This is a genomic window from Gluconobacter sp. ESL1110, from assembly GCF_058107395.1.
This window is the reverse complement of sequence record NZ_JBYLUK010000007.1, coordinates 889,888-903,074: the sequence shown is the minus strand read 5'-3', so window position 1 is coordinate 903,074 and position 13,187 is coordinate 889,888. Positions and strand designations below refer to the sequence as shown.

13 protein-coding genes are annotated in these 13,187 nt (G+C 55.7%); 4 read left to right on the top strand and 9 right to left on the bottom strand.

Translation table 11 applies throughout. The annotated features are described in order from the left end of the window. Positions 1 to 2 precede the first annotated feature (2 nt). From AC3B6F_RS08275 to AC3B6F_RS08265, 3 genes are read right to left on the bottom strand one after another with little or no spacing between them, the layout of a single operon-like run. Entirely contained in the window at positions 3 to 506 is a 504-nt protein-coding gene (locus AC3B6F_RS08275; protein ID WP_489823961.1) for a DUF6468 domain-containing protein, read from the bottom strand. Positions 507 to 524: 18 nt separating this feature from the next. Continuing rightward, positions 525 to 1,634, bottom strand: a complete 1,110-nt coding sequence (gene fliM, locus AC3B6F_RS08270; RefSeq protein ID WP_489823960.1) for a flagellar motor switch protein FliM — start codon at positions 1,632 to 1,634, stop codon at positions 525 to 527. Between the two features lie 17 nt (positions 1,635 to 1,651). Beyond that, entirely contained in the window at positions 1,652 to 2,125 is a 474-nt protein-coding gene (locus tag AC3B6F_RS08265) for a flagellar basal body-associated FliL family protein (protein ID WP_489823959.1), read from the bottom strand. 63 nt (positions 2,126 to 2,188) lie between these two features. Here AC3B6F_RS08265 and AC3B6F_RS08260 point away from each other — a divergent pair, with 63 nt between their 5' ends. Together AC3B6F_RS08260 and AC3B6F_RS08255 are read left to right on the top strand one after the other, a co-directional pair. After that, positions 2,189 to 3,424, top strand: coding sequence for a transglycosylase SLT domain-containing protein (locus AC3B6F_RS08260; RefSeq protein WP_489823958.1), 1,236 nt, complete (start codon positions 2,189 to 2,191; stop codon positions 3,422 to 3,424). 168 nt (positions 3,425 to 3,592) lie between these two features. Then, on the top strand, positions 3,593 to 5,011 hold the full coding sequence (locus AC3B6F_RS08255; protein WP_034880650.1) for an amino acid permease: 1,419 nt from the start codon (positions 3,593 to 3,595) through the stop codon (positions 5,009 to 5,011). 63 nt (positions 5,012 to 5,074) lie between these two features. On the opposite strand, the gene AC3B6F_RS08250 is transcribed toward AC3B6F_RS08255, so the two are convergent. Genes AC3B6F_RS08250 through pstC form a run of 6 tightly spaced genes read right to left on the bottom strand, consistent with a single transcriptional unit; the run spans position 5,075 to position 10,411 of the window. Then, positions 5,075 to 6,334: a sensor histidine kinase gene (locus AC3B6F_RS08250; protein WP_489823957.1), complete on the bottom strand. Its 1,260-nt coding sequence runs from the start codon at positions 6,332 to 6,334 to the stop codon at positions 5,075 to 5,077. Positions 6,335 to 6,337: 3 nt separating this feature from the next. Next, positions 6,338 to 7,060, bottom strand: coding sequence for a response regulator (locus tag AC3B6F_RS08245; protein ID WP_010504095.1), 723 nt, complete (start codon positions 7,058 to 7,060; stop codon positions 6,338 to 6,340). Beyond that, a complete protein-coding gene (gene phoU, locus AC3B6F_RS08240) occupies positions 7,057 to 7,779 on the bottom strand; it encodes a phosphate signaling complex protein PhoU (protein WP_211568149.1) in 723 nt (240 codons plus the stop codon). Before phoU ends, AC3B6F_RS08245 begins: the two co-directional genes overlap by 4 nt. A gap of 6 nt (positions 7,780 to 7,785) precedes the next feature. Continuing rightward, positions 7,786 to 8,556: a phosphate ABC transporter ATP-binding protein PstB gene (pstB, locus tag AC3B6F_RS08235; RefSeq protein ID WP_234930915.1), complete on the bottom strand. Its 771-nt coding sequence runs from the start codon at positions 8,554 to 8,556 to the stop codon at positions 7,786 to 7,788. 17 nt (positions 8,557 to 8,573) lie between these two features. Then, positions 8,574 to 9,446 (bottom strand): phosphate ABC transporter permease PstA, encoded by an 873-nt coding sequence (gene pstA / locus AC3B6F_RS08230; RefSeq protein WP_034880652.1) that lies wholly within the window; start codon positions 9,444 to 9,446, stop codon positions 8,574 to 8,576. Further along, a complete protein-coding gene (gene pstC, locus AC3B6F_RS08225) occupies positions 9,443 to 10,411 on the bottom strand; it encodes a phosphate ABC transporter permease subunit PstC (protein ID WP_426066797.1) in 969 nt (322 codons plus the stop codon). Before pstC ends, pstA begins: the two co-directional genes overlap by 4 nt. Before the next feature lie 261 nt (positions 10,412 to 10,672). Here pstC and AC3B6F_RS08220 point away from each other — a divergent pair, with 261 nt between their 5' ends. Continuing rightward, positions 10,673 to 12,184 (top strand): glycosyltransferase, encoded by a 1,512-nt coding sequence (locus AC3B6F_RS08220; protein WP_489823956.1) that lies wholly within the window; start codon positions 10,673 to 10,675, stop codon positions 12,182 to 12,184. A gap of 148 nt (positions 12,185 to 12,332) precedes the next feature. After that, positions 12,333 to 13,145, top strand: a complete 813-nt coding sequence (locus AC3B6F_RS08215; protein ID WP_489823955.1) for a glycosyltransferase family 2 protein — start codon at positions 12,333 to 12,335, stop codon at positions 13,143 to 13,145. Positions 13,146 to 13,187: the final 42 nt, after the last annotated feature.

Below are 13,187 nucleotides of genomic sequence, written 5' to 3'. Positions count from 1 at the left end.
TTTTATCCCTGTCTCTGGCGAAGTGCGCGCAGAAGTTCACGTTCAGCCGCGCTTTTACCCACCGGCGTTTTGACCATTCCCACGCTCCCCATCCGCCCCTCATCCATTCGGGGCCGAAGAGGCATGCGCGCGCCCGGAACATCCTCCTCCTCTGGCCGAATTATGGGTTTCTGGGAGGAGGCTTTCTGTGTGGAAGCGCCTCCTTCGAGCACCTGCGCTACCGCTTCCGAGCGTTCACACAAGATCGTCAGTTCATTCTTGAGGGTTTTGCCAGTCTCAACAGTTTTGCCCAGTGCACGCCCAACCATTTCAGTTGTCTGACGAAGATGATCGATCCCGGATTGTGCCTGTGCGCTGCTGCCCTCCAGGCTCATGATCAATGCATCAAGCTGCCCACGGTCACGCCGGATCACAGCGAGGGCCCGACCGAGATAGAGACTGTAGAAAATCGTCACCAGCAGCAGAACCGACAGGGCAATTTCAAGCCCAAGCTGGAACCTGTCCATGAAAAATGCTCCGTCTTTTCAGCTATAGGCGGAGGGCCGTTCCGTAGCCTCTCCTCCAATAAGATTTTCTTCAATCCGGACGGCCACCTGCCCCTGTTTTTTCCCGACACGGCCTCGAAAAACAGTCTTCCCACCACACCTCATCTGCACCAGAGAGTCCGGGTCCCGACGCAGCACCAGCCGATCGCCGGCAGACAGGGTTAGAATGTCCTGAAGGTTCATGGTCTGCTCCTCCAGAACGGCATCCAGCGTGACGTCCGTATTCCAGAGTTCCTGAGCCAGATGACTTTCCCAGATCCCGTCATGTCCGAACTTCTCACCCATGAACTGCTGGAGCAGAATTTCACGAACCGGCTCAAGCGTCGCATGAGGGAGGATGAGATCCACGTCACCGCCGCGCCCATCCATATCGATCCCGAACCGGGCCATGACCACGCCATTGGTGGCCCGTGACATGGTCGCAAAGCGGGAATTCAGTTCCAGACGATCCAGCCGGAAATTCACGGCGCAAAGCGGACTGAAACTCATGGAGAGATCGCTCAAAATCACACGAATCAGCGGCTCGATCAGTGCGCGCTCAATCGCCGTATGATGCCGACCAGCAGGTCGATCCTCTCCACTCAGGGACGCCCGGACACGGTCATGCCCACCGAGCAGGGCATCAATAATGCTGTAGATCAGGGACGAACTTAGGACCAGAATCCCGTAATTGTCCCACTCTTCCGCCTTAAAGACCGCAAACATCGACTGCCCGGAAACATTTTCCAGGTAATCACCAAAGCGCAGGGAATTGAGGCGGTCTATCGAGACTTCAACATTATCATTGGTGAAATTCCGAAGACTGGTCGTCAAAATACGGACGAGACGGTCAAAGACCACCTCCAGCATGGGCAAACGCTCATAGGAAACGGAAGACGTCGTGATCAGTCTTTCGAGCCCATTTCCTTCGCCTCCCCCCTTCAGCGTGGCATCACTTCCGAACAGACTGTCAATTTCAGCCTGATTGAGAATACGGCCAGTACCGTCCTCATCTTCCGGGAATCCGAAATCGTCCATGGAGAGAGCAAACTTGGGAGTCGGCATGTCGCCGTCTTCTTCCAGAGCCTGATCCGGTTGTCTGCCGTCCATGTTTGCCGCGTCTGCAGTCACTGCACCAGCAACTCCACGAAGAAGAGATCCCGCACCGGCAGAGGCGCGAGAATATTGGAAACCTGCGCCAGCAGCGTCTCTCTCAGGCGATAGATTCCTGCACCAGAAAGCTCTTCCGGACGCATGCCATGAAGGCAGGTCTGGAAAGCATCCTGGATCTGCGGCATGAGCGGCCCGATTTTTGCCGTATCTTTGCTGTCTTCAACCTGAAGGCGCGCACTGATCCGGATATAACGCGCCCTGCCCTCCCCGGTATCCAGATTGGATACCATCGTGGGAATGGTAATAATCGTCAGCTTTTCGGGTTGTGGGGTAAGTTTTTCAGGATGGGACGCAGGGTGATGGAAGTGCTGCCAGGCGAATGCGCCTCCTCCGGCCAGCAGGACGCAGAGGATCGCTGCAATCATGATGACCCTGCGCTTCCCGCCCCCTTTTGCAGGGGTTTCAAGTTCCGGAGTCTCCGTCGTCACCGTGTCTCTGCCTTTTCTTTCGGACAGCCCCCATCATCTGTTCAAAAGATTAACATTGGGTTTATGACGCCCCGGAAAAGGCGCCTTTTCCTCTATGCCGGAACCCTTTGTGTGACCGGTTTTCTCCTTTCCGGCTGCGCCTCTCAGACATCCCCTTACAATCGGTATTATGCTGCGAACGGAGCCTATAAGGCGCCTGGAACCCCAAGTGATCCCTGGGGACCATACATTCAGCAGGCCGCCAATCGCTTCTCGATTCCCGAAGCATGGATTCGGGCCGTGATCCATCAGGAATCGGGAGGCCACCAGTATCTGAACGGGCAACCCATCACATCCAGCGCAGGCGCCATGGGACTGATGCAGTTGATGCCCCAGACCTATGCGGAAATGCAGAGTCGCTTCGGGCTAGGATCCGATCCTTATGAGCCTCACGACAATATTATGGCCGGGACAGGCTATATTCAGATCCTGTCCCGCAAATATGGCGCTCCCGCATTTCTGGCAGCTTACAATGCAGGCCCGCAGCGTCTTGAGGACTATCTTTATGAAGGGCGGTCTCTTCCCAATGAGACCGTTAATTATGTCGCCAACATTACCCCTCATCTGGGAACACAGGTGGCTATGACGGGCCCTCTCGCGGCTTATGCGTCAACAGCCCAACTGAATGCGTCTCCAATGGAGGTGGCGGAAGTGCCCGACACGTCTCCTCAACTTGCCATGACCCAGACATCAGGCAGATACGCTGCTCCACAGCAGAGTGTGCAGCAGGCCTGGGCGGGACGACGGATCACGTCCGTTCCATCTGACACAATGCCGTCAGATCTTCCTCCTGCAGTCCCCTGCGATCCAAACAGCGCCTATGATCCAAATACAACCTGCATCCAAGCACCGGCGCCATCCAGGCAACTCGCTCCGCCCTCAGCAACGCCACAATATGCTTCCAGCACTTCCTTGCCTCCACCACCCGTCATTCCCACGCCTCCCAGAACCTCCAGAGCCTCATCTGGTCTGACACCTATGAGCGTGAGTTACCGTACGCCGGGAAGCTATGGAGACTGGGGCATTCAGGTAGGTGCATTCGCGAATCCCGGGCAGGCGCGCTTTGCTGCGACAATGGCCAGACAGAGCGCATTCTCGCCTCTGCAGGCATCCCGCATCGAAATCCAGCCCACGATCGCACACGGCACACGCTTCTGGAGGGCAAGACTGGCTGGAATCAGCCGGACAGGCGCTGCTCAGGCCTGCAATGCTTTGTCAGGACAGGGCATGGCCTGCATGGCCGTGCCGCCGGGGCATTAAGTTACTTGTAGGGTGAGATTTTCGTAAGAAAACTCAATGCGCGTTGGCAACGGCTATGGTTTGCCGTATGTTCCCATGCAGATTGGACATACCTGCCACGCATGAAGCGTGGATGTCACTGTCCGGACATTGTTTCACCACGCCGATCCAGGCCCTCAGGATGCGCAGATGACGACCAGCCCTGCTCACGATTACACTCCCCCATCGGAAGATGTCATCAGCGAGGAAGGGTATCACAAGGACCTCGGTCGTCGACATATCCAGATGATCGCCATTGGTGGTGCCATCGGGACAGGTCTATTCCTTGGTGCAGGCTCCCGCCTTCAGGTTGCTGGCCCTTCCCTTGCTTTGATTTATGCCGTCTGCGGTGTTTTTTCCTTTCTGATCCTTCGCGCACTGGGCGAGTTGGTCATGTACCGCCCCACAAGCGGAAGTTTCGTCACTTATGCGCGCGAGTTCCTAGGCGAAAAAGCGGCCTATGCAGCCGGCTGGCTGTCATTTCTGAACTGGGCCATGACAGGTATCGTCGATATCACCGCCGTAGCCCTCTACATGCATTACTGGGCCGTTTTCGTTGATGTCCCGCAATGGGTTTTCGCCTTGGGCGCATTAACCATTGTCGGTGCCATGAACATGATCGGCGTTCGCTATTTTGGCGAAATGGAGTTCTGGTTTTCGCTCATCAAGGTTGTGGCTCTAGCGGCATTTCTCATCGCAGGAACTCTTATTCTTGGTAGTCGTATGCCTGTGGGGGGGCATACTACTGGGCTACATCTGATTACCGAAAATGGGGGTATTTTCCCGCATGGAATTATTCCGGCCTTCCTCCTCTTACAGGGTGTGGTCTTCGCTTACTCAGCCATCGAACTGATCGGAACGGCTGCTGGCGAATGCCACGATGCACGTGAGGTTCTTCCCAAAGCCATCAATAGCGTGATCTGGCGCATTGCCCTGTTTTATGTTGGCTCTGTTGTACTACTGGTCTGCCTTCTCCCATGGACCGCCTATCATGCTGGTGTCAGCCCGTTTGTGACGTTCTTCCAGGCTCTGGGAATTCCCGGCATGGGAACAATCATGAACATCGTCGTCCTCACGGCGGCCCTGTCCAGCCTGAACTCCGGTCTTTACTCCACCGGTCGTGTTTTACGGGCTCTGTCTCTTGGTGGATCCGGCCCGAAAATGCTGTCCAAAATGAACCGAAGCTCCGTGCCTTACATTGGCATTCTAACCACACTGGCCGTTTATCTCGTCGGCGTTGGTCTGAATTACCTGATTCCTGCGCGTGTCTTTGAAATTGTTCTGAATTTCTCTGCCATTGGCATTATCAGCACCTGGGGTTTCATTCTTCTCTGCCAGCAACGCCTGCGTTCAGCCATCAAACGCGGCGAAATCGCTCCGACGACATTCGCCATGCCGGGCGCCCCTGTCACCAACTGGCTAACGCTGGGCTTCCTGGGGTTCGTGCTGCTTATGATGGCTTTTGATTATCCAGATGGCACAATTACGATCGCAGCCATTCCTTTGATTGGATTAATCCTCGTCGGCGGTTGGATCCTTTTAGGAAAAACCCGCGCTGACATCCGTTAAACATGCCTCTCTGAACGCTCCTTCGGGGGCGTTTTTTCGGTTTTCAGAGATAGACCGAAATCCTCATACCGCTTCAGGCTGAACAACACTTACTGGTGGCAGCCAGACCAGGCATGTTGTTCCTCGCCCTGGCGCGCTTGCGACCCGCAATCGACCGCCATGACGATCCAGAATATGCCGAACAATGGAGAGACCCAAGCCCGTTCCCTGCTGGGCTGGCTCAACATTATCCACAACCCGATAGAAACGCTCGGTCAGCCGTGGAAGGTGATGCGCTTCCATACCGCGCCCGTTGTCCTCAACGCCCAGGAGGATGCCTCCGTCCTCCGGCCAGCGATCATCCCGTTCCGGCGCCCTGCGGGCAAACAAGGTCACGGAAAAATCCCGCCCCTGCTCCCGTCCATATTTCAGGGCATTTTCGATCAGATTCAGGAGCACCTGCACCATCTCGTCTTCATCTGCCTTGATGATCAGATCATCTTCGAGCGCCAGATTCAGCGTACACCCGTCCTCATCAAACCGGGGAGCCACCTCTCCCAGAACAATGGCCATCAAATCAGCCACGTCCACAACATCCCGTGGGCGTTGATGCTCATGAGCCTGCACACGGGATAAATAGAGCAGCCGGTCGATCAGCCGCTTTAATCGCGCTGACTGCTGTCCCATAATGTCAAGAAACTGCTGACGCGTTCCCTCATCCATTGTGCTGCCACCCGTTCTGAGCGCGTCAATAAAGCCGCTCAGCGATGCGAGCGGCGTCCGAAGCTCATGGCTGGCATGAGCAACGAAATCCAGCCGCATCCTGTCCAGAACCTGCGCCTCACTACGATCTGACATCACCACAAGAACCCGCTTGTGACGCTCCTGCGGAGCGGGAATTCCCCTTAAGGACAAGTGCAACGTCCGGGGAACAGGAACATCAAGAGTAAAGGTGGTGGAGCAGACAGGCGGAAGGTCATCTGCCCCTTCAGGTTCAGCCCTTAACGCTGCGGAAAGCGCCGAACGAGCAGCAGGGTGCCGCAGAATGGCTCCTACGCTGTCTCCGAACTGCGTTGCAGCCTCTTCATTGGCCTGGAGCACTGCACCAAGCCTGTCCAGTAACAGCACGCTTCCGGGAAAAAACTCGATTGGCAGGGGGGCATCCGGCAGAGGAAGCGAAAGACCCGAAGCCGAATATTCGGGTATGGCAGGCTGCGGAGTCGACCGACGGCGAAACGCCAGAGCCGCACACACCCATCCAGCGACAGCAAGACCTGCAAAGGTGAGGCCAACCCAGAGAGGCAGCCCATCATGGGGAAGAACTGCCAGACTCTCGGTCCTCACTCGTTACAGTCCGTCCGTAATTGGGCCATCATCCAGAGCATAACCCGCCGCCCGAACGGTACGGACAAGATCCGGCTCATTCGGACCATTGATGGCTTTGCGGAGACGTCGGATATGAACGTCGATCGTCCGAATTTCTACGTGGATGTTCTGCCCCCAGATCCGACGCAGCAGATCTTCACGGGAAAACACCTTGCGCGGATTACGGATCAGAAGGTCCAACAAACGATACTCGGTTGGCCCCAAAGACAACAGACGCCCCGCACGCTCCACACGATGCGTTTCAGGGTCGAGGGTAATATCCGCAAACGACAACACATCGTAGGACGACTGGTGACGGCGAAGGAGCGCTCTGAGACGTGCATCCAGTGTATCGACACTGCAAGGCTTGACCAGATAGTCGTCAGCGCCAGTATCCAGTCCGCGGATAGCATCCTGCTCTCCGGAACGGGCCGTCAGCAGAAGAACGGGCAAATCCCGGAGCGCCGGATTGCTCCGGATACGTCGGCAGAGATCCAAACCGGAAAGGCCCGGCAGCATCCAGTCCAGAACGGCTGCATCGGGGCGAGCCGTTTCCAGAAACTGGAGGGCTGTTTCCGCATCGGGAGCGGATTCAACACGATAACCTCGCTGTTCGAGATTATATCGCATCATGAGCAACAGGGCGGGATCATCCTCGACGACGAGGATGAGGCCCTTTGCTCGTACCTGCGTCGTCCCGCTCACCGGTCTGCTGGCTCGGCTGTGTTTTCAGCGGCTGCCGGGCCACCGCGCGGACGAACGGCTGGCAGATTGTCTCCGGTCACAGCGTAAAAGACGCGCTCGGCAATATTGGTCGCATGATCGCCGATCCGTTCAAGATTTTTGGCTATGAACAGTAGTTCCGTGCAGGCCCGGATATTACGGGGGTCTTCCATCATATACGTTACGAGTTCACGGAAGAGCGCCGTGTAATACTCGTCCACGGCACGATCTGCATGCCAGACTTCCATAGCCCGGTTGGAATCCTGCTGTGTGATGGCATCAATGGACCGTCGCAGATTGTCCTGCACCAGACGTCCCATGCTGCGTAGCCCCGACAGGGAAATCTGACCGTCAGAACCACGGATCCGCAGAGAACGACGCGCGATGGACGACGCATAATCGCCAATTCGCTCGAGATCACCCGTGATCTTCAGGGCCGCGACGATTTCACGAAGATCACTCGCCATCGGGCTGCGCAGAGCCAGAAGACGGATGGCGAGGCTTTCGACATCACGCTCAAGTCCATCCACATCCGGGTCCTGACGAGCGGCAGCATCCGCCGCTTCCTCATTCCTGTCTGCGATGGCCGAGAGCGCAAGAGCGACCTGGTTTTCCACGATACCGCCCATCTGGGACATCATGGACCGGAGCTGACCCAGCTCCTGCTCGTAGCTTTTGACAATATGAGATCTGTCAGCCATGGCGGATTATCCAAATCTTCCGGTGATGTAGTCTTGGGTCTGTTGCTGGCGCGGATTCGTAAAGATACGATCCGCAGTATCAACTTCAATCAGGCGACCCATGTAGAAAAACGCGACCTGATCCGCACAACGTGCAGCCTGCTGCATATTGTGAGTCACGATCGCAATCGTGAACTCCTCCTTGAGCTCATCCAGAAGTTCTTCAATACGCGCGGTCGAAATTGGGTCCAGGGCAGACGTCGGTTCGTCAAGCAGAAGGACTTCCGGGCGCGTAGCAATCGAACGCGCGATGCACAGACGCTGCTGCTGACCACCAGACAGACCGGCCGCCGGAGTATTCAGACGGTCCCGGACTTCGTTCCATAACGCCACGCGCGTCAGAACGTCCTGCACACGCACATCCATGTCTGCCTTGTTCAGACGTTCATGCAGACGCACGCCAAATGCGATATTGTCGTAAATCGACATCGGGAATGGCGTTGGTTTTTGAAACACCATCCCGATCCGGGCTCTCAGAATATTCAGATCAAGTCCGGTATCGAGGATGTTTCGTCCATCAAACAGGACTTCGCCTGTTGCTCGCTGTCCCGGATAGAGGTCATACATCCGGTTAAAAATCCGCAGCAGCGTGGACTTGCCACAGCCGCTGGGGCCAATCATCGCCGTGACCTTCCGGGCAGGGAAGTCAATGCTGATATCATGCAGAGCGTGATTCTGTCCGTAATAGAAATTAAGGTTACGAACAGCGAGGGCCACCTGCGGCTTGGTCTCGGTCATATTGAAATCCTGTAAAATCATCCGCGACGGGCCGAAAGACGGACGGCAATATTGATGGCCAGAACACCCATGGTTACAAGCAGGGCGCCGGCCCAGGCAAGCTGAACCCAGTCTTCATAAGAAGCCCCTGCATACTGGTAAATTGTCACAGGCAGGCTGGCCATTGGACGATTCAGACTGAAAGACCAGTTCTGATTACCCAAAGATGTAAAGAGCAGCGGTGCGGTTTCACCACTAACGCGAGCCAGCGCTAGAAGAATACCAGTCAGAACGCCAGTTTTTGCCGAACGCAGGCACAGGAAAAGCGTCACGCGCCAGCGCGCTGCTCCAAGAGCTGCGCCAGCTTCCCGCATAGCGATTGGGACAAGCTGAAGCATGTCCTCTGTTGTACGGACAATGATGGGAACTGCCAGAATGGCGAGCGCAACCGACCCGGCAAATGCCGAGAAATGCCCGAACGGTGCAACAAGGATCTGATAGACGAACAATCCCACCAGAATGGAAGGCACTGACATCAGAACGTCTGACACGAAGCGGACGCAGGAAGCAAACCGGTTCTGACGGTTTCCATATTCCGAGAGGTAAATCCCACAACCCAATCCAAGAGGCGTCGCGATCAGAAGAGCCAGAAAAGTCTGGATCACACTGCCGAGAATAGCATTTGCAAGACCGCCGCCAGAGCCTGGAGGCCCCATGGGTTTCATGATTGCAGCCGCGGAAAGACCAGTTATCCCCCGGGACAGCAACGTCCACAGAATGGACGTGAGAACCAGCACCAGAATACCAGCTGCAACCATTCCCAGCAGAGTTGCAAGTCGATCCTTTCGGCGTCGGCGAGCACCATTTGCGTTTGGAGCCCAGCCACCAGATGACGTCGTCATACCGCTCATTTCCCGTCCTTCCGCAACATACGGGCCAGAGAAAGACTGGCGAATGACAACAGCATGAGAATAAACCCAAGAGCCAGAAGGGAAGACAGCCTCAGAGACCCGGCAGGACTTTCCGGGAACTGTAGTGCAATCAGGGACGCCACTGTGCTGCGGGGCGCAAACAGCGACCATCCTACAGACGTTACGTTTCCGATCACGAACGTGACGGCCATGGTCTCACCCAATGCACGCCCCATTCCAAGAACAGTTGCGCCAATCATGCCTGTCCGGGACCAGGGCACAACGACTTTCCACATGACGTCCCACCGCGTGGCTCCCAATCCGTAGGCGCTTTCGCGCAGCATGCCGGGCATGGCGCTGAACACATCGCGCATTACGGCCGTCATGAACGGGGCGATCATCATCGCAAGGACGATGCCTGCAGTCATGAGGCCTGTTCCAAAGGGGGCACCATGGATCAGTAGGTTAATTCCTGGCACATGCCGGAAATTGTGCATCATGAAAGGCTGAACGTGCCGCGCCATGAATGGCACGATCGTAAAAAACCCCCACATACCGAAAATAATCGATGGCACAGCCGCCAGAAGCTGAACTGCAGTACCCACAACAGCAGCAACCCGTGGAGGCGCAATGGCCGTAAGCCAGAAAGCCGTACCGAAAGCGAGAGGCATGGCGATCAACACGCCGATCAATGTACTGACAATGGTGCCGAAAAGTGGTGCCCACGCCCCATAATCATTTGCGACCGGGTTCCACACATTCCGAAAGGTGAACCCCAACCCGAAAGTCCTGAAAGCTTCCTGACCACCGACACCCATCAGAACGACCAGCCCGCCCAGAGCGATGAGCACAATGAGTGAGCAGCCTCCTACGATGGCCTGAAATGTGGTATCCGCGCGGCTCCGCTTTTCCTTGATTTCAGGAACGGAGACCTTGTCGGGCTGCCTGGCTGGGGCAAGTGTCATGCGTCAAAGGCTCTGGCTGTGATAACGGATGCAGACTGACGACTAAATGCCGCCACTTCCGTGCATTAGCCTTCCGGAACGAGAAGAACAACCGGCGCAGCCACCAGTGGCCATGAAAGATTTATGTCATGAGTAACGCTTTTTTTTTGATTCTTGGGACTGAGATACCCAAGACAGGGTGAAATAACTCATTTAAGGTTAATGAAAATTATCGCGCCGCTCTTATAAACTGAAACAGGCGCTGCTCGGGAGACAGAGTAAATGACCTTGCAATCCCCTCCTCCTTCTCCACTTGCTTCTGCCAGCGTTTTCATTGGTCATTTCGACCAGTTTGTTGAAGGGCAAGCGCGCGGTTGGGTGATCGATACAAGGGGTTCTGGTGCAGCTCGCCTCCATGTTCTGATAGACCAGCAGGAAGTCATGCAGGTTCTCTGCGATCAGGACCGTCCCGATGTACAGGCAGCTCTGGGACTACCCATCGCAACTGTAGGTTTTGAATTCAGCATTCCCGAGAAATTTATTGATGGGAAACCACACGAACTTTCCGTACGCCTCCCGGACCGCTCTGTTCTCCCGCTGACTAATCCGACAGACCCGGAAGCAGACCCTATCCCAGTCATCCAATTTACACAGAAATTCCAACCCCAGTATCAAAGCTTTGTAGACGGTGTGAAGCAGGGCGCTCTGCGCGGCTGGCTTCTGAAAGCAGAACGCCCCGGTGCCGAAATGCATGGCGGGTGCATGATTTCCGTCATGGTGGACGGGGTCCGTGTCGCACAGTCTCGCGCAGACCGATATCGTGGTGATGTCGCCGCAGTTCTGGGTTGCGACCCAAACTGTGGTTTCGAGATTCCCATACCTCAGCATCTTCGCGGCAGTACCCCCCGTCAGTTCAAAGTTGTTACCCTCCCGGACAATACCGAACTCAATGGCAGCCCCTTCGTCACCTCGCTGGCGGATGACGCGCTTGAGACGCGTCTGGTCGATCTCCTCGGCGTGATTGATGGACTACACCGCCAGCTTTCTGCGCTTCGACAGGAAGTGCGCGATCTGGTGCCACGCCGTGGCTACAATCTCGGCGACTACAATCGTTGGGCCCAGAAATATTACCCCCTTTTGCGTGAGCGGACGGCTCGTCAGCGTCAATTGGAAGAAGGCAAGGGCTACGAGGAACCTCTGGTCTCCATTCTGTGCCCGACCTATCGCCCTCTGAAGAGCGATTTCGAGGCTGCCATCAATTCCGTTCTTTCCCAGACCTATCAGAACTGGGAGCTGATCATTGTTGATGACGCTGGAAAATGTGCGCAGACAACAGCCATCATCAACGAGTTCTGTAAATCGGATCAGCGAATTCGTGCGGTTCCCCTGAAAAAGAATGCCGGCATTTCAGGCGCAACCAATGCCGGCATGGACGCGGCGCGTGGTCAATATGTCGTATTCTTCGATCATGATGATCTCATGGTCGATGTTGCCGTGGAAGTGATGGTTCGCGCTGCCCGCGAGACAGGTGCACGACTGCTTTATTCCGACGAAGACAAAATCGATCAGGCCGGGTACTTCCTGGAACCGAACCTCAAACCCGACTTCAATTATCGCTATCTGCTCGGCTGTAACTACGTCTGCCATCTGACCATGGTGGAAACCGAAGCCATGCGGGCCATCGGAGATCCTGAAGCCTTCAGAAATCCATCATGTTCCAGAAATCCTTTATCATTGGCGCAAGACACCCAATTCCACGGCCGTAAACGTCGCGAACAAGACCTACGCCATTGAGGCAGGTGTACGTTGCGTTCACGACCATCTCAAACGGCGCGGTGTTAAGGCAAAGGTCTCGTCCATCCGTGGCCTGACGCTGTATGGCGTCCAGTGGCTCACACGAAAGACCCCCAAGGTCACGATCATCATCCCTTTCAAGGATCAGGTGGAAACCACACGCCAGTGCGTGGAGGCTCTGCTAACCAAGACGGCCTACAAGGCGTTCGACATCATTCTCGTCAACAACTGGTCCGTTAAAGACGAAACGGCTGCTTTCATTGAGGAAATGCAGGCTCATCCGAAGGTGTCCGTGCTGACGGTTGAGGAACCCTTCAACTACTCCCGCCTCAACAATCTGGCCGTAGAACAGACCAAGGCCGACTATCTGATGTTCATGAACAATGACGTGTTCGTGGAACATGAGGACTGGCTGCATATCGCCATCGGGGAAGCTCTGTCCGCTCCGGATGTTGGGACTGTGGGCGCAAAACTGCTCTATCCGAACGATACCATCCAGCATGCTGGCGTGATCGTTGGGCCCGCTGGCATTGGCGCGCATGTCCATCGTGGCGACCCGGTCTCTGAATATGGCTTTATCGGACGCACCATGCTGTCCCACGAAGTCACAGCCGTCACGGCAGCAGCAATGCTTGTTCGTGCCGACGTCTTCCGGGAAATCGGGGGCTTCGATGAGAAGGAACTGACCGTCGCCTATAACGACGTCGATCTATGCCTGAAGATCCGTGATGCAGGATACCGGATCATTTTCTGTGCGGAAATCGTTGCCTACCATCATGAAAGCCTGTCACGCGGCAGCGATGACCGTCCGGAACACGAAGCCCGGTTCTTCCATGAAACCCAGACGATGCTGGCTCGTTGGAGCAACAATCCACTTTTCGAACGCGACCCGGCTTACCCACGCTACTTCACAGTAGACCACCAGCCGTTCTTCGATCTCGTGGATCCGGAAACACTGTGAAACCCATTTGGGAGTTCTGCGTTTCTGGATAACGAACCTGTT

What these genes read in the sequence shown, in the direction of transcription:
- AC3B6F_RS08275 (WP_489823961.1), bottom strand. Translation starts at nt 506, where the DNA reads ATGGACAGGTTCCAGCTTGGGCTTGAAATTGCCCTGTCGGTTCTGCTG.
- fliM (WP_489823960.1), bottom strand. Translation starts at nt 1,634, where the DNA reads ATGGACGGCAGACAACCGGATCAGGCTCTGGAAGAAGACGGCGACATG.
- AC3B6F_RS08260 (WP_489823958.1), top strand. Translation starts at nt 2,189, where the DNA reads ATGACGCCCCGGAAAAGGCGCCTTTTCCTCTATGCCGGAACCCTTTGT.
- AC3B6F_RS08255 (WP_034880650.1), top strand. Translation starts at nt 3,593, where the DNA reads ATGACGACCAGCCCTGCTCACGATTACACTCCCCCATCGGAAGATGTC.
- phoU (WP_211568149.1), bottom strand. Translation starts at nt 7,779, where the DNA reads ATGGCTGACAGATCTCATATTGTCAAAAGCTACGAGCAGGAGCTGGGT.
- pstB (WP_234930915.1), bottom strand. Translation starts at nt 8,556, where the DNA reads ATGACCGAGACCAAGCCGCAGGTGGCCCTCGCTGTTCGTAACCTTAAT.
- pstA (WP_034880652.1), bottom strand. Translation starts at nt 9,446, where the DNA reads ATGAGCGGTATGACGACGTCATCTGGTGGCTGGGCTCCAAACGCAAAT.
- pstC (WP_426066797.1), bottom strand. Translation starts at nt 10,411, where the DNA reads ATGACACTTGCCCCAGCCAGGCAGCCCGACAAGGTCTCCGTTCCTGAA.
- AC3B6F_RS08220 (WP_489823956.1), top strand. Translation starts at nt 10,673, where the DNA reads ATGACCTTGCAATCCCCTCCTCCTTCTCCACTTGCTTCTGCCAGCGTT.